The organism is Rhodobacter capsulatus (genome assembly GCF_052363175.1).
GTDB lineage: Bacteria > Pseudomonadota > Alphaproteobacteria > Rhodobacterales > Rhodobacteraceae > Rhodobacter > Rhodobacter capsulatus_D.
Map to the genome: position 1 here is coordinate 699940 of NZ_CP198946.1, position 14477 is coordinate 714416.

The window sequence follows — 14477 nt, forward strand, 5'->3', positions numbered from 1 at the left end:
AGCGCCTTCGGAGGGCGCAGGCTTGCCTGAATATCGGGCAGGCCCGGCTTTCTGATCCGCGCCGCTGCACAGATATGGCCGCATCGCTTGGATTGGTGCCCTTGTGCTGCGCAGCCTAGCGTTATATGGAATCACTACATAGCGGAGTCGACCATGTTCGGCGATGATCAAGTCGAGGCGCTCGAACTCGGGCAGGCCAGCCCCGAGGATGAATTCGGCCAATGTTTCACTGGCGAATGCCGGGTGAACCTGTTGCCGACGCTCTACCGGCTCAATGCGGTGATCTCGCAATCGCCCGATCTGGGCGAGAGTCTGGGCATGATCCTCAAGACCATGCGCAGCGAAATGCGGATGGAGCGGGGCACTGTCTCGCTGATGGATCGCCGCCGCGGACAGGTCTTCATCCACCAAAGCTTCGGCCTGACCCCGGAGGAGGAAAGCCGCGGCGTCTATGCGATGGGCGAGGGGATCACCGGCAAGGTGGCCGAGACCGGCCGGGTGATCATCGCGCCGCGGCTGCACGAGAGCCCCGATTTCCTCGACCGCACCGGGGCACATGCGAACGAGGCCCGGCGCAAGGTCGCCTTCGTCTGCGTGCCGATCATGCTGGGCCAAAAGGTTCTGGGCACCATTGGCGGCGAGCGCAGCTATCTCAATCAGCGGCTCCTGAAGCAGGACGCCGAATTTCTGGCCGCGATCGCGCTGATGATTGCGCCGACGGTCGAGCTTTACCTGATCGCCAATGTCGAGAAGCTGGAGCTGGAACGCGAGAACCGCGAGCTGCGCGATGCTCTGCGCGAGCGCTTCAAGCCCGGCAATATCATCGGCAATTCCAAGGCGATGATGGCCGATGTCTATGATCTGATCGGCAAGGTCTCGAAGACGCGGGCGACGGTGCTGATCCTTGGTGAAAGCGGGGTGGGCAAGGAACTGGTCGCTTCGGCCATTCATTATTCCTCGGACCGGGCGGCGAAACCCTTCGTGCGGTTCAACTGCGCGGCCATTCCCGAGACGCTCGCGGAAAGCCTGCTCTTCGGCCATGAAAAGGGCGCGTTCACCGGGGCCGTCGCGCTGCGCAAGGGGCTGTTCGAGCAGGCCGATGGCGGCACGCTGTTTCTCGATGAGTTGGGGGAACTGAGCCTTTCGGTGCAGGCGAAGCTTCTGCGCGTGCTGCAGGATCGCACGCTGGAACGGGTGGGCGGCACGACCCCGGTGCAGGTCGATGTGCGGGTGATTGCGGCGACGAACCGGGAACTGGTGCGAATGGTGGCTGAGGGGCGCTTCCGCGAGGATCTGTTCTATCGTTTGAACGTGGTGCCGATCACCGTGCCGCCTTTGCGCGAGCGCGGCTCGGACATCATCCTTCTGGCCGATCATTTCGTCGCCAAGGCCTGCGCCGCGATGGAGAAATCGGTCAAGCGGATCTCGACGCCCGCGCTGAACATGCTGATGGCCTATCACTGGCCGGGCAATGTGCGCGAGCTTGAGAATGTGATCGAGCGGGCGGTGATCCTGTCGGATGACGAGGTGATCCACGCCTGGAACCTGCCGCCCTCGCTGCAGACGGCGCGCGAAAGCGGCACGACGCTGGGCGTGGGGCTGGAGGAAAAGGTGCGGCTGGTGGAAAGCGAAATGATTGTCGAGGCGCTGAAGACGACGCAGGGCAATATCGGTCAGGCGGCGGAGGTGCTACAGGTCTCGCGCCGGGTCTTGGGCCTGCGAATGGGGCGGCTCGGCATCGACCCGCACCGCTATCGCGCTTCGGCCTGATGGCGGCCAATGACCGAATACCGGCCCCGCTTCGGCGGGGCTTTTTCTTTGCTGCAGCCCGTTCGGAATTCCGTTTACCGAACGGTAATCGGTTACATAACGGTAAGGGATTCCTGTCGGGCAGCAGGGCGCATACATTCATAAAATATCTTTTTATATCATGGAATTGAGGGCAAATTTCCGCCCGAAAATCACCTTGGCACGGGGGCTGCTCTATAAGGTTCAGACGGCAGCGAAACACCGTCGCGAGACAACCCTTCCCAAGGAGCGACCCATGACCCGCAAGATCGCCATTTACGGCAAAGGTGGTATCGGCAAATCGACGACCACCCAGAACACCGCCGCAGCCCTTGCTTATTTCCACGAAAAGAACGTCTTCATCCACGGCTGTGACCCCAAGGCCGACAGCACCCGTCTGATCCTCGGCGGGCTGCCGCAGCAGACGGTGATGGACACGCTGCGCATCGAGGGCGCCGAGCGCGTCACCGTGGACAAGGTCGTGAAGACCGGCTTCAAGGACATCCGCTGCGTGGAATCGGGCGGGCCGGAGCCGGGCGTGGGCTGCGCCGGTCGCGGCGTCATTACCGCCATCGACCTGATGGAAGAAAACGAAGCCTATAGCGAAGACCTTGATTTCCTGTTCTTCGACGTTCTGGGCGACGTGGTTTGCGGTGGCTTCGCCATGCCGATCCGCGACGGCAAGGCCGAGGAGGTCTACATCGTCGCCTCGGGCGAGATGATGGCGATCTATGCCGCCAACAACATCTGCAAGGGTCTGGCGAAATACGCCCGGCAATCGGGCGTGCGTCTGGGCGGGATCATCTGCAACAGCCGCAACGTCGATGGCGAAAAGGAATTCCTGGAAGAATTCACCAAGGCTATCGGCACGAAGATGATCCACTTCGTGCCGCGCGACAACATCGTGCAAAAGGCCGAGTTCAACAAGCAGACCGTGACCGAATTCCAGCCCGAGGCCAATCAGGCGCAGGAATATCGCGAACTCGGCCGCAAGATCATCGAGAACGAGGATTTCGTGATCCCGAAACCGCTCGCCATGGATGAGCTGGAAGCCATGGTCGTCAAATACGGCCTGATGGACTGATCCAAGGACAGCCGAGGGCGCCGCGCCCGGCGCCCTTTCCCCCTCCCTTCCATGGAGTTTGGCCGATGCCCTACCATGAGTTTGAAGTCTCGAAATGCATCCCCGAGCGGCGCGAGCACGCGGTGATGAAGGCAGCGGGCGAGGATCTGACCTCCTGCCTGCCGAAAGGCTACCTGAACACGATCCCCGGCACGATTTCCGAACGCGGCTGCGCCTATTGCGGCGCGAAACACGTGATCGGCACGCCGATGAAGGACGTGATCCACATTTCCCACGGCCCGAACGGCTGCACCTATGACACCTGGCAGACGAAGCGCTACATCTCGGACAACGACAACTTCCAGCTGAAATACACCTTCGCCACCGACGTGAAGGAAAAGCATGTCGTCTTCGGCGCCGAAGGCCTGCTGAAAAAGTCGATGCACGAGGCCTTTGACGCCTTCCCGAACATCAAGCGCATGACGGTCTATCAGACCTGCACCACGGCGCTGATCGGCGATGACGTGGACGCCATCGCCAAGGAGGTGATGGAAGAACGTGGCGATGTGGACGTGTTCGTCTGCAACTCGCCCGGCTTCGCGGGGCCCAGCCAATCGGGCGGCCACCACAAGATCAACATCGCCTGGCTGAACCAGAAAGTCGGCACGGTCGAGCCTGAATACCTGGGCGAACACGTCATCAACTACGTGGGCGAATACAACATTCAGGGCGATCAGGAAGTGATGATCGACTATTTCAACCGCATGGGCATTCAGGTGCTGTCGACCTTCACCGGCAACGGCAGCTACGACAGCCTGCGGATGATGCACCGCGCGCATCTGAACGTGCTCGAATGCGCGCGCTCGGCGGAATATATCTGCGACGAGTTGCGGGTGCGCTACGGCATTCCCCGGCTCGACATCGACGGCTTCGGCTTCGAACCGCTGGCCAATTCGCTGCGCAAGGTCGCGCTGTTCTTCGGCATCGAAGAGCGCGCCGAGGCGATCATCGCCGAGGAATATGCGAAATGGAAACCGCAGCTTGACTGGTACAAGGAGCGGCTGAAGGGCAAGAAGGTGTGCCTCTGGCCGGGCGGCTCGAAGCTGTGGCACTGGGCGCATGTGCTTGAGGAGGAGATGGGCGTCAAGATCGTCTCGGTCTACACCAAGTTCGGCCATCAGGGCGACATGGAAAAGGGTGTCTCGCGTTGCGGCGAAGGCGCCTTGGCCATCGACGATCCGAACGAGCTGGAATCGGTCGAAGCCATCGAGATGCTCAAGCCCGACATCATCTTCACCGGCAAGCGCCCGGGCGAATTCGTCAAGAAACACGGCGTTCCCTATCTGAACGCCCATGCCTATCACAACGGCCCCTACAAGGGCTTTGAAGGCTGGGTCCGCTTCGCCCGCGACATCTACAACGCGATCTATTCGCCGATGCGTCAGCTGGCGGCGCTCGACATTTCGGCCCCGGATGCGCCGATCACCTCGGGCTTCCGCACCGCCAAGATGAACGCCGATCTGACCGTCTCGGATGCGGTGAAGTTCAGCGAGGTGCTGCACGAATACACCGGCAAATACGACTCGATTGCCGAGATCCGCGCCCGCAATCAGGCCTATGCCGCCGAGCAGAAAGCGCTCCGCGACGCCGCCCAGACCGCTGCCGAGTGAGGACATCATGACCGATATCAGCGAAAAACTCGATCCGCTCGTCGATTACATCATGAAGAACTGCCTGTGGCAGTTCAACTCGCGCGGCTGGGACCGGCTGAAGCAGAACGCCGGAATCCTGTCGCAGACCTGCGAGATCCTCTGTGGCGAGGAGCCAGTGCATGAAACGCCGCTTGACCGCTGCTACTGGGTCGATGCGGTGATCCTGTCGCGCGCCTACAAGGCCCGCTTCCCCTGGCTGATGGCCATGACCAAGCCCGAGATCAAGAGCCTGTTCAAGGCGCTTCACGAAAAGATCGACCATCTCACCGTTCACGGCTCGCTCAATACCGAGCTGACCGTCCCGCATTATTGAAAGGATCAGACCCATGACTTGCCAGGTCACCCAGAAGGCGCGGGAAGGCACGATCAACCCGATCTTCACCTGCCAGCCCGCCGGGGCGCAATTCGCCTCGATCGGGATCAAGGACTGCATCGGCATCGTTCACGGCGGCCAGGGCTGCGTGATGTTCGTGCGGCTTCTGATCTCGCAGCACATGAAGGAAAGCTTCGAGATCGCCTCGTCGTCGGTGCATGAAGACGGGGCCGTCTTCGGCGCACTCGACCGTGTCGAAACAGCGGTCGAGGTGCTGCTGACGCGCTACCCCGATGTGAAGGTGGTGCCGATCATCACCACCTGCTCGACCGAGATCATCGGCGACGACGTCGACGGGCTGCTTTCGAAGCTGGAAGATGAACTTCTGCCGACCAAATTCCCCGGCCGCGAAGTGCATCTGCTCACCGTGCATTGCCCGAGCTTCGTCGGCTCGATGATCACCGGCTATGACAAGGCGGTGCATGATTTCGTGAAGAAATTCGCGACGAAGGACGAACCCAGCGACAAGATCAACCTGATCACCGGCTGGGTGAACCCGGGCGATGTGAAGGAGCTGAAGCACCTTCTCGAGGTGATGGAGGTCAAGGCCAATGTGCTGTTCGAGGTCGAAAGCTTCGACAGCCCCTTAATGCCCGATCTGGAACACCATTCGCACGGCTCGACCACGATTGACGATCTGCGCGACACCGCGAATGCGAAAGGCACCATCGCGCTGAACCGCTATGAGGGGATGAAGGCCGCCGATTACCTGAAGAAGAAGTTCAAGGTGCCCTCGGTGATCGGCCCGACCCCGGTCGGCATTCGCAACACCGATGCCTTCCTGAAAGCGGTGTCCGAGATGACCGGCCAGCCGATCCCGGCGAAGCTGGTCGAGGAGCGTGGTCTGGCACTGGATGCCATCGCCGACATCGGCCACATGTTTCTGGCCGACAAGCGGGTGGCGATCTATGCCAACCCCGATCTGGCCATCGGCCTGACCGAGTTCTGCCTTGACCTCGAAATGAAGCCGAAACTGCTGCTTCTGGGCGATGACAACTCGGGCTATGTGAAAGACCCCCGCGTTCTCGCGCTGCAGGAAAACGCGCCGGATCTGGAAATCGTCACCAACGCCGATTTCTGGGATCTTGAAAGCCGCATCCAGCAGGGCCTCGAACTCGATCTGATCCTTGGCCATTCGAAAGGCCGGTTCATCTCGATCGACTACAAGGTGCCGATGGTCCGGGTGGGCTTCCCGACCTACGACCGGGCGGGGATGTATCGCCATCCGGTGCTTGGCTACGGCGGCGCGATGTTCCTTGCTGAAACGATGGCCAACACGCTTTTCGCCGACATGGAGGCGAAGAAGAACAAGGAATGGATCCTCAACGTGTGGTGAGGGCATCGCCGCGCAACCTGCCGGGCCGCCCGTGTGGCCCGGCCTTTTCCTTCCCGTCAGGAGCTTCCCATGCAGATCGCGCTATTCCTTGGCGACACCGGCGCGCCGGTCAGCCTGAACGCCCCGGGTCGGCTGTTCCTTTATGAAGGCCGCGGCACCGACTGGACCCTGATCGAGGAGTGGCCGCTTGCCCTTCCACGCGAGGGCGGCATTCCGGCCGTGCGTGCTGCCGTCGAGCGCATGGTCTTCGCGCTTGCCCCCTGCACCGTGCTGATCTCGGCCGAGGTGCGCGGCTATGTCTATTCGCTGCTGCAGGAACAATACGGGTTCAGCGTCTGGCGCTCGACCGGCGCGGTCGAGGCGATGCTCGCCTCGGTCTGCGCGGGCGAGGAGGAACGGGCGCGTGAGGCCGCCTGCTGCGACACGAAACCCGAGGCCGGTTGCGGCTCTTGCGGCGGCAAGGTCACTGCGATTTCCCCGCCGCCCGAGGTGATCGCCGAGGACCGCCCCGACGGCAGCCGCTTCGTCGATCTGGCCGCGGTTCTTGCTTCGGACGCGCGGCACAATTCGCGCTCGGTCCTGGGCCCGATCCTTGCGGACGAGCCGTTCCGACCGCTCTCGATCCGCATGGATCACCAACCGCGCTGGTTCGCCCGCACCGTCCGCGCCATGGGGCTGACCTTCACCGAAGAGCGCCGCGAGGGGGCGCTGTTTCTCACCGTCACGGCTCAAAAGGTTCCCGCGTGATGAAACAGGTTCTTGTCTTTGCCTATGGGCTTGATCTGCACCCCGAGGAAATCACGCGCCTTTGCCCCTCGGCGAAGCCCCTGGCCCGGGCCACGGCCAAGGGCTGGCGGATCGGCTTCTTCGGTCATTCGCGCGTCTGGGACGGCGCCGAGGAAAGCCTGATCCCCGACCCGGATGCCCATGTGCCCGGCGTGCTTTACGCCCTTGCGCCGTCCGAGGCCGAGATGCTGGAGGCCGCGCGCGGCGTGAAGCTGAACGGCACCGGGCGGTATTTTCACACCCCCATCGACGTGGTGACCGAGGATGGCCTATCCTTGGGCGCGGTGGCGCTGATCAAGACCGAACGACGGGCGGAAAAACCGCCAAGCCGCCCCTATCGCGACCGCATCGCCGAGGGGGCGGAGCGCCACGGCCTTGACCCCGACTACATCGCCGCGCTGCGTGCGCTGCCCGCCACCGAGCCCGCCTATCCGGTGCCGATGGCGATCCAACTGCCGATCTTTGCCGGCTCCTGCTGCTGACCCGAAAGGAAAGATGATGACCGAGACCCAAGCGCCCTCCGAGCGCACCCGCGTCAAGCGGTTTCACTGGCTCGCCGCCTATGACCGCCCGACGATCGATGCGATCATCGATGCCGCGCTGGTGTGCCAGATCGGCTATGTGGTGGACGGCGCGCCGATCGTGACGCCGACCTGCCATTGGCGGATGGGCGATTACGTCTATTGGCACGGGTCTTCCGCCAGCCGGATGTTGCGCAATCAGGAAAGCGGTGTGCCGGTCTGCTTCTCGGTCACGCATCTGGACGGGGTGGCGTTCTCGCGCGCGGCTTTCGATCACAACATCCTGTATCGCTCGGTCATGGCCTTCGGTAAAACCGAACTGGTCGAGGGCGAGGACAAGAAGGTCGCGCTGGAAGCCTTTGTCGCCCGTCTCGCGCCGGGGCTCTGGGACTATGCCCGCCTGCCGACCGAGCAGGAATGGAAGGCGTCAAAAGTGATCCGGATGAAGTTGGACGAGGTTTCGGCCAAGGTTGCCGCCGGTCTTCCCGATGAAGATGAAGCCGATCTGGCGCTGGATCTTTGGGCCGGGCATGTGCCTGTGCGGATGGTGACCGAGGCCCCGGTGCCCGATCCGAAGCTGCGGCCCGGGATTGCGATGCCTGATTTCGTCCGTGCCTTCCGGCTCTGACAGGCCCGCATTCTGTCGGGGCGCGTCCGAGCTCGCCGAACCCGTGCTCAACGAGGGGGCCGCGGCTCCCTCGACATCTTTGTCTGGAGCCTTTGGCCACGCGTTTCCCGTTTGACGACCTATCGTTCCGTGTTCTGTCCAACGGTCAGCATCCGCTCCGTGAAGACGTTCAGGTCCTTGAGGCGCTTGCAAGCAGGGTGCTTTGGGGTATTCCGATATTTGCGGCAAGCGCGACCGTCTCACTCATATCCCGATCGCCGTTCAACTTCCTCGGCGTGAATTTCGAGACTATCTGAGCCTCGCGAATTGGGGTTTGCTCTTTGGTTCGCCGAACCTGCGCGAACCCGTTTCGCTTGCATTTCGCCAGGTTCAGCGCTGTGAGAACGTGGCGTTTTGCGGTTGAGCCGTTGTTCTGCGCACGGTGGCGCCCCCTCCAAAGGGGTGGCGTTTGGGGGCGCGGCATGCGCGAATCCGCCCCGCAGAACGGAACGGAAGCAAAATCGGAATGTTGAGAACCGTGTTGAGAGCGCTTCCGACGGATCGGCTAAGTGCTTGGAGGCGGGTACCGGAATCGAACCGGTCTTCACGGATTTGCAATCCGCTGCGTAACCTCTCCGCCAACCCGCCGCCGTGAGGTGTATTCCAACTACCCAATCAGAAGAGCCCGTGCAAGGGGTCTTGCAGGCACAATCCACCTTGTTCCGTGCACCATGGTATGCAAAACCGCGCAAAGCCTGCCGCCGACCGTTGCTCCCTTGCGACTTCTGTGGCAAAACCGCGCAACGCAACGCCCAGACGGAAGAGTTCCCCCATGCCGGATTTCGCCGCCCGCCGCACCATGATGGTCGACACGCAGGTTCGCCCCAATGACGTGACGAAATTCCCGATCATCGAAGCGATGCTCTTTGTTCCGCGCGAGGCCTATGTGCCCGAGGCCCGCCGCGAAGCCGCCTATGTCGGCGAAAACGTCGATCTGGGGCAGGGGCGCTGGCTGCTCGAACCGCGCAACTTCGCCAAGATCCTCGATGCGGTGGATGTTCAGCCGGGTGACCGGGTGCTCGATATCGGCTCGGGCATGGGCTATTCGGCCGCCGTTCTGGCGCGGATGGCGAAAGAGGTGATCGCGCTTGAGGAAGGCGCGCTGGCGGCTTCGGCCGAGGCACATCTTTCGGTGCATGACATCGACACCGTCACCGTGGTCGAGGGCGCGCTGGCCGTCGGCGTGGCCGCCGAGGCCCCCTATGACGTGATCGTGATCGAAGGTGGCGTCGAACATGTGCCCGCGGCGATCGAGGCGCAGCTGAAGGAAGGTGGCCGGATCGCGGCGATCTTCATGCAGGGACAGCTCGGCACGGTGCGAATCGGCCGCAAGATCGATGGCGTGGTCGCTTGGCGCGATGCCTTCAACGCGGCGGCGCCGGTGCTTCCGGGTTTCACCTGCGTAAAAGAATTCGTCCTCTGATTGCCTTTTCTGCTGAGATGGGGTGATATCGGCGGAAATGAATGTCACCGCCGTTGAACGGCGGGACAGCCGCCGGGCAGTGGTTCAGCAAGAGGACATGAGGCATGACTCGCAGACAGTTCAAACCCCTTCTTCTGGCCACTGTCGCCGGCCTCGGCCTGTTGGCAGGGACGATCTCGGCCTCGGCCGAGACGCTCGCAGATGCGCTGGTTTCGGCCTACAAGGTCTCGCATCTGCTGGAGCAGAACCGTGCCACGCTGCGGGCGGCGGATGAAGATGTGGCGACGGCCGTGGCGGCGCTGCGTCCGGTGGCAACCTGGGGGGCAGAGTTCTCGAAAAGCCGCTGCAACATGCCGTCAACCTTCCTGACGACCTGCGACGGCCATTGGAGCGACTTGTCGGCGACGCTGGCGCTGACCCTTGACTGGACGCTGTTCGACTTCGGTCGCAATCGTCTGACCGTGGATATTCAGAAAGAGACCGTCCTGGCCACGCGCGCGGCGCTTTTGTCGACCGAACAGGATGTGCTCTTGTCGGCGGTCAAGGCCTATGCCGATGCCAAGGCCACGGCCGAACAGGTGTCGATCACCGAAAACTCGGTGCGGGTGATTTCCGAACAGCTGAAAGCCGCGCAAGATCGTTTCGACGTGGGCGAGGTGACGAAGACGGACGTCTCGCAGGCGGAGGCTTCGCTGGCCGGGGCGCGGGCATCGCTGGCGGCAGCGCAGGGCGAGTACAAGGCCGCGCGGGAGGCCTACAAGGCGGTGATCGGTCATTATCCCGAGCATTTGTCGAGCTTGCCGAAGGCGCCGAAGCTGCCGAAGACGACTGCCGAGGCGAATGAGACGGCGCTGCGGTTGCATCCCGCGATCAAGCAGGCCCAACATCTTGTGTCCGCGTCGGATCTGGGCGTGCAGCTCGCCCATGCCCAGCATCTGCCGACGGTGACCGGAGAGGCCCAGTTGGCAGATCCGAAGGATACCGGACGCAAGTCCACCCTCACACTTTCGATCGGACAGACGATCTATTCGGGCGGCTCCATCGCTTCCGCCAATCGCAAGGCCGTTGCCAATCGGGACAAGGCCCGGGCCGGGCTGAGCCAGACCGGAGTGGAGGTGGCGCAAGCCGTGGCCAATGCCTTTGCCGCGATTGATGTCTATCGCGCACAGATCCGCGCCTATGATGAACAGATCCAGGCCGCCGATCTTGCCTACAAAGGCGTGAAGGAAGAGGCGACGCTTGGGGCTCGCACCACGCTTGATGTGTTGAACTCCGAACAGGATCTGCTTGATGCAAAAGCGTCGCGCATTTCTGCGGAAGCCTCATTGCAGGTAGCATATTATCAACTTTTGTCCGCTATGGGACTCTTGACGGTAGAAAACCTCAAGCTCGGGATCCCCACCTATGACCCCGCAGCCTACTACAATGCGGTGCAGAACGCGCCTCTCAGCGATCAGGGCAAGGCCCTTGATCGTGTCTTGCGCGCGATCGGCAAGAACTGAGTTCTTGTGCATCTCATGGCTGTGATTGGGTGTGACCCGGCTTCCCACGGACGAAGTCCTGCGGAAGGGGGAGTCTGCTTCATCGAAACAGCCGGATCTTCGACCGGCGAGATAGCAGGATTGGTGGCATGATGTCTGAACCCGAAACGAAAATCGAAATCGAAGACGTGCTGTCATCGATCCGTCGTCTGGTATCGCGCGATGCCGGGGCCGTGCGCACGATGCCGGTGGCGATGTCGGCCACGCCGCGCGCCGCTGTGCCTGTCGCCGCACCCGTGCCTGCGCCGCAACCGGTCGAGGCCGAATGTCTCGTGCTGACCCCTGCCTTGCGGATCGAGGACGCCGAGGAAGAGGTCGCGCTGATGGCGCCGCCGATGCCGGAACCCGAGGTCGCGCCGTTTGTCGCCTTCGAAACGCCTGAGCTGGTCGAAGCGGCCGAGGCCGTTGCCGAAGCCGAGATCGTGGCCTTCGAGCTGCAGGATCTGGCGGATCCCGCGGCCGATGATTTCGAAGCCTTTACAGAGGATCTGCCGGACGAAGCGGAGGCTGCGGAGGACGCGGGCCCGCTCCTGCTCTCTGAAGCGGAACCGACCTTCGCGCCGGATGTCTTTGACGAGACCGCGCCGCTTCTTCTGCAGCCCTCCGAGGTGGTGGTGGCTCCGGCCGAGATCCTGCCCTTCGTGCCCCCGGCCCCGCCGCGCGTGATGACCGAGGCGGAGATTCTGCTGGCCGAAGCCGAGGCTGCGCTGATGGAAACCGGAGCGGTGCTTGACGACGCCTCGAACGCCATCGACGCAGCGGGCGAGACCGAGGAGCCGACCGAAGTCGAGAGTGAGGCGCCGCGCGCCTCCATCGATCTGGGCGACGAGCTTTCGCGTCTGGAAAGCACGATTGCCGAGCTTGAAGCCGCAGTCGCCGAAAGTGGTTTCGAGTTTGAGCCGGAAACCGGCCATCCCTTCGAGGTGAGCGCGACCGGGACTGCAGACGAGCTGCCCGAAGCCTTTGAGGCCGAGGTGCGCGAGGCGCTCGAAGCGCCGCTGACCGATGATCTGCCGATGCCGGAGAGCGTGGCGGTTGCGCAAGAAACCACGGCCGAGCTGATCGATGAGGTTCCGCTCGCCCCCGTCGCCGAAGTTGCGGCCTCGGCAAGTGCCGAGGCGTGGGCCGAGGATGCCGCAGAGGATGCGGCCGAAGCCCTCGACACCAGCGCGGAAGCCTGGGCCGAGGAAGAGGACATGGCTCTGGCGCAACAGGAATTCGCCGCGGCCGCGCAGGCCGAGATGATCGATCCCGAAGAGGGGGCGCAGCCGGTGGCCGAAGACAGCGGTGTCGGCATGGATTGGGCCGAGGCGACGCTGAACCTTGCCCGTCGGACCCCGCCGCGGCGTCTTGCGGTCTCGGATGCCGAGGAGACGGTGCAGACTGCCGCCACGATGCGCTCGAGCTACGAAGAGCTGCGTGACGAGCTGAGTGACGACATGGCGGCCCCGGAAACGCTTTACAGCGAAGATCTGGTGCCATCTTACGAAGACGGTCTCATCGATGAGGCGGTGCTGCGTGACATGGTGGCTCAACTCGTGCGGGAAGAGCTGCGGGGCAGCCTGGGCGAGCGGATCACCCAGAATGTGCGCAAGCTCGTGCGTCGCGAGATCCAGCGCGCCCTGACGGGGCAGGATTTCGAATAAGGTCCGGCCGGGCCTGAGCCCGGCTCGCAAACCGGCTGGCCTGAGCGGCGGATCTGAGCCGCAGCCACGCGGGGATGCCAGACAGGCCTGCAGGCCCCCTGTCGGCGGAACGGTTGCCGTGTGACGCGCAAGCATGCGACACGAAAACACATGAAACGAAAACGGCGCGCCCTTGGCGCGCCGTTTTTGCATCCGATCCTGCTCGGCTGCGGCGGTGGGACCCTCAGGCCGCCTCCGCCTCTTCCGCCGCGATCCGGCGTTCGCTTTCTTCGCGCGACAGCGCCACCGAAGTCCGCACGCCTTTCGAGACGAATTCCATCAGGCCCTTGACCACGCGTTCGTTCGGGTCGATTCCGGCGCAGGACAGCACCTCGCGCCCATCGCGCGACCGTGCCCACCGGGCGATCTGCTCGGGGCCGTTGCCGTATTTCTTGTCATCGGCAATCGCATCATCCAGAGCGGCCAGAACGACTGCGGCAAACAGCTTGCGCGCCCTCTGACCTTGCTCATAGTTGAATGCGGAGCCGTCAACGAAATCGCGCATTATTCCGTCCTTTGTTATTGCTCTTGCGTTTGCTGGCGTGGCGGCCATCTAGGCCCCCTGCCCACCGATTCGATATGCCCTGAAAGGCATGCCTGACATGCAGCCGATGCATGGCTTGCCGCAACAGCCCCCGTATTTAGGTGCCGTTAACGGCAACACCCGCGGATATATGGTTACCAAACCGTTGCGTTCAAGTCCGCAGCGTGCAAAACAAGGGCCATTGCGTGTTGCTGCCTTTTTGTGCTGCGAGCGCACATTAACGCTTGTCCTTTGGGCGCCCTGCAAAGCGGAGCGTCACGATCACGGGCTTGTGATCGTTTCGGTCGCCCGCAACTGCGCCTCGCCCGCCTGCATCGGTCCCCCCAACGCCTCTAGCCGCAGATGCGCCAGCGCAAGGCCTCCCGATTGCGTGTAAAGCGTGCCGATGCCCTTGCCCTCGGCCGTGATCGGCGTGCCGACGGGCGCCGCCCCCTCGATCGCCAGCCGTACCAGCCCCTTGCGCAGTTCGGTCTTGTGCTTCATCCGCGCGGTGACCTCCTGCCCGACATAGCAGCCTTTGCGGAAATCGACGCCGTGGAGCGGCTCGAACCCGGCTTCGAGGATATAGGTCTCGGGCGTCAGTTCGATCCCGGTCGCCGGGATCAGATGCGCGACCCGGATCGCGTCCCAGTCGCTGCCATCGTCGCCCGCCTGCGCGCCATAAAGCCGCCAGCCCATCGCCGGATGGCGCGGATCCGTCACCGCCCCCTCGGGCGCGGGACCGGTGCCGCAAAAGACTGACAGCGCCGAAGGCGTGATCGCCACCTCGGCGCGCAGCCGATACATGTTCAGCCGCGCCACGGTCGCCTCGGCAAGCGTGGCGTCGATGTCGAGCAGGATCGTCTCGCCCCGCGCGATCAGGAAGAAATCCGCCAGATATTTGCCCTGCGGCGTCAGCAGGGCGGCGTAAAGCGGGCCTTCGGCCAGCCGCCGCACGTCATTCGTCACGAGCCCTTGCAGGAAATGCTCGCGGTCCTTGCCGGTGATGTCGAAAATCTTGCGCATGACGTCCCCCTTTTTCCCCATTATGGGGCGGCG

The 14477-nt window shown here is 63.1% G+C and carries 13 protein-coding genes and 1 tRNA gene; 11 read left to right on the forward strand and 3 right to left on the reverse strand.

Annotation, left to right across the window (positions count from 1 at the left end; genetic code table 11):
• The first annotated feature begins 153 nt into the window (after positions 1 to 153).
• The 8 genes from ACTTAI_RS04215 (at position 154) to ACTTAI_RS04250 (ending at position 8207) form a co-directional block, all read left to right on the forward strand.
• A complete protein-coding gene (locus ACTTAI_RS04215) occupies positions 154 to 1770 on the forward strand; it encodes a sigma 54-interacting transcriptional regulator (protein WP_444454564.1) in 1617 nt (538 codons plus the stop codon).
• 274 nt (positions 1771 to 2044) lie between these two features.
• A complete protein-coding gene (gene nifH / locus ACTTAI_RS04220) occupies positions 2045 to 2872 on the forward strand; it encodes a nitrogenase iron protein (protein WP_444454565.1) in 828 nt (275 codons plus the stop codon).
• A 65-nt stretch (positions 2873 to 2937) separates the two neighbouring features.
• On the forward strand, positions 2938 to 4521 hold the full coding sequence (gene anfD, locus ACTTAI_RS04225; protein ID WP_444454566.1) for a nitrogenase iron-iron protein, alpha chain: 1584 nt from the start codon (positions 2938 to 2940) through the stop codon (positions 4519 to 4521).
• A 7-nt stretch (positions 4522 to 4528) separates the two neighbouring features.
• Positions 4529 to 4876, forward strand: a complete 348-nt coding sequence (gene anfG / locus ACTTAI_RS04230) for a Fe-only nitrogenase subunit delta (RefSeq protein WP_444454567.1) — start codon at positions 4529 to 4531, stop codon at positions 4874 to 4876.
• A 13-nt stretch (positions 4877 to 4889) separates the two neighbouring features.
• A complete protein-coding gene (gene anfK, locus ACTTAI_RS04235) occupies positions 4890 to 6272 on the forward strand; it encodes a Fe-only nitrogenase subunit beta (RefSeq protein ID WP_444454568.1) in 1383 nt (460 codons plus the stop codon).
• Positions 6273 to 6341: 69 nt separating this feature from the next.
• Positions 6342 to 7019 (forward strand): Fe-only nitrogenase accessory protein AnfO, encoded by a 678-nt coding sequence (gene anfO / locus ACTTAI_RS04240; protein WP_444454569.1) that lies wholly within the window; start codon positions 6342 to 6344, stop codon positions 7017 to 7019.
• Positions 7019 to 7540 carry a gamma-glutamylcyclotransferase family protein gene (locus ACTTAI_RS04245; protein ID WP_444454570.1) on the forward strand — a complete coding sequence of 174 codons (522 nt, stop codon included), beginning with the start codon at positions 7019 to 7021 and terminating at the stop codon, positions 7538 to 7540. The genes anfO and ACTTAI_RS04245 overlap by 1 nt, the downstream gene beginning before the upstream one ends.
• 16 nt (positions 7541 to 7556) lie before the next feature.
• On the forward strand, positions 7557 to 8207 hold the full coding sequence (locus ACTTAI_RS04250; protein WP_444454571.1) for a pyridoxamine 5'-phosphate oxidase family protein: 651 nt from the start codon (positions 7557 to 7559) through the stop codon (positions 8205 to 8207).
• A gap of 553 nt (positions 8208 to 8760) precedes the next feature.
• Here the strand turns inward: ACTTAI_RS04250 and ACTTAI_RS04255 are convergent.
• A tRNA-Cys gene (locus tag ACTTAI_RS04255) sits at positions 8761 to 8834 on the reverse strand.
• A gap of 184 nt (positions 8835 to 9018) precedes the next feature.
• Between ACTTAI_RS04255 and ACTTAI_RS04260 the strand changes: the two genes are divergently transcribed.
• The 3 genes from ACTTAI_RS04260 (at position 9019) to ACTTAI_RS04270 (ending at position 12856) form a co-directional block, all read left to right on the forward strand.
• On the forward strand, positions 9019 to 9669 hold the full coding sequence (locus ACTTAI_RS04260; protein ID WP_444454572.1) for a protein-L-isoaspartate O-methyltransferase family protein: 651 nt from the start codon (positions 9019 to 9021) through the stop codon (positions 9667 to 9669).
• Between the two features lie 104 nt (positions 9670 to 9773).
• Positions 9774 to 11171 carry a TolC family outer membrane protein gene (locus ACTTAI_RS04265; RefSeq protein WP_444454573.1) on the forward strand — a complete coding sequence of 466 codons (1398 nt, stop codon included), beginning with the start codon at positions 9774 to 9776 and terminating at the stop codon, positions 11169 to 11171.
• Between the two features lie 128 nt (positions 11172 to 11299).
• Positions 11300 to 12856 carry a hypothetical protein gene (locus ACTTAI_RS04270; protein WP_444454574.1) on the forward strand — a complete coding sequence of 519 codons (1557 nt, stop codon included), beginning with the start codon at positions 11300 to 11302 and terminating at the stop codon, positions 12854 to 12856.
• A 223-nt stretch (positions 12857 to 13079) separates the two neighbouring features.
• On the opposite strand, the gene ACTTAI_RS04275 is transcribed toward ACTTAI_RS04270, so the two are convergent.
• Both ACTTAI_RS04275 and ygfZ read right to left on the reverse strand, forming a co-directional pair.
• Positions 13080 to 13400, reverse strand: coding sequence for a DUF6280 family protein (locus ACTTAI_RS04275; RefSeq protein WP_013068809.1), 321 nt, complete (start codon positions 13398 to 13400; stop codon positions 13080 to 13082).
• Between the two features lie 300 nt (positions 13401 to 13700).
• Positions 13701 to 14444, reverse strand: a complete 744-nt coding sequence (gene ygfZ, locus ACTTAI_RS04280; RefSeq protein ID WP_444454575.1) for a CAF17-like 4Fe-4S cluster assembly/insertion protein YgfZ — start codon at positions 14442 to 14444, stop codon at positions 13701 to 13703.
• Positions 14445 to 14477: the final 33 nt, after the last annotated feature.

Bases quoted from the DNA above. Each gene is read 5' to 3' on its own strand.
- anfO (WP_444454569.1), top strand. From the start codon at position 6,342: ATGCAGATCGCGCTATTCCTTGGCGACACCGGCGCGCCGGTCAGCCTG.
- ygfZ (WP_444454575.1), bottom strand. From the start codon at position 14,444: ATGCGCAAGATTTTCGACATCACCGGCAAGGACCGCGAGCATTTCCTG.
- ACTTAI_RS04245 (WP_444454570.1), top strand. From the start codon at position 7,019: ATGAAACAGGTTCTTGTCTTTGCCTATGGGCTTGATCTGCACCCCGAG.
- ACTTAI_RS04275 (WP_013068809.1), bottom strand. From the start codon at position 13,400: ATGCGCGATTTCGTTGACGGCTCCGCATTCAACTATGAGCAAGGTCAG.
- ACTTAI_RS04265 (WP_444454573.1), top strand. From the start codon at position 9,774: ATGACTCGCAGACAGTTCAAACCCCTTCTTCTGGCCACTGTCGCCGGC.
- ACTTAI_RS04250 (WP_444454571.1), top strand. From the start codon at position 7,557: ATGACCGAGACCCAAGCGCCCTCCGAGCGCACCCGCGTCAAGCGGTTT.
- ACTTAI_RS04260 (WP_444454572.1), top strand. From the start codon at position 9,019: ATGCCGGATTTCGCCGCCCGCCGCACCATGATGGTCGACACGCAGGTT.
- anfD (WP_444454566.1), top strand. From the start codon at position 2,938: ATGCCCTACCATGAGTTTGAAGTCTCGAAATGCATCCCCGAGCGGCGC.
- ACTTAI_RS04270 (WP_444454574.1), top strand. From the start codon at position 11,300: ATGATGTCTGAACCCGAAACGAAAATCGAAATCGAAGACGTGCTGTCA.
- anfG (WP_444454567.1), top strand. From the start codon at position 4,529: ATGACCGATATCAGCGAAAAACTCGATCCGCTCGTCGATTACATCATG.
- anfK (WP_444454568.1), top strand. From the start codon at position 4,890: ATGACTTGCCAGGTCACCCAGAAGGCGCGGGAAGGCACGATCAACCCG.
- nifH (WP_444454565.1), top strand. From the start codon at position 2,045: ATGACCCGCAAGATCGCCATTTACGGCAAAGGTGGTATCGGCAAATCG.
- ACTTAI_RS04215 (WP_444454564.1), top strand. From the start codon at position 154: ATGTTCGGCGATGATCAAGTCGAGGCGCTCGAACTCGGGCAGGCCAGC.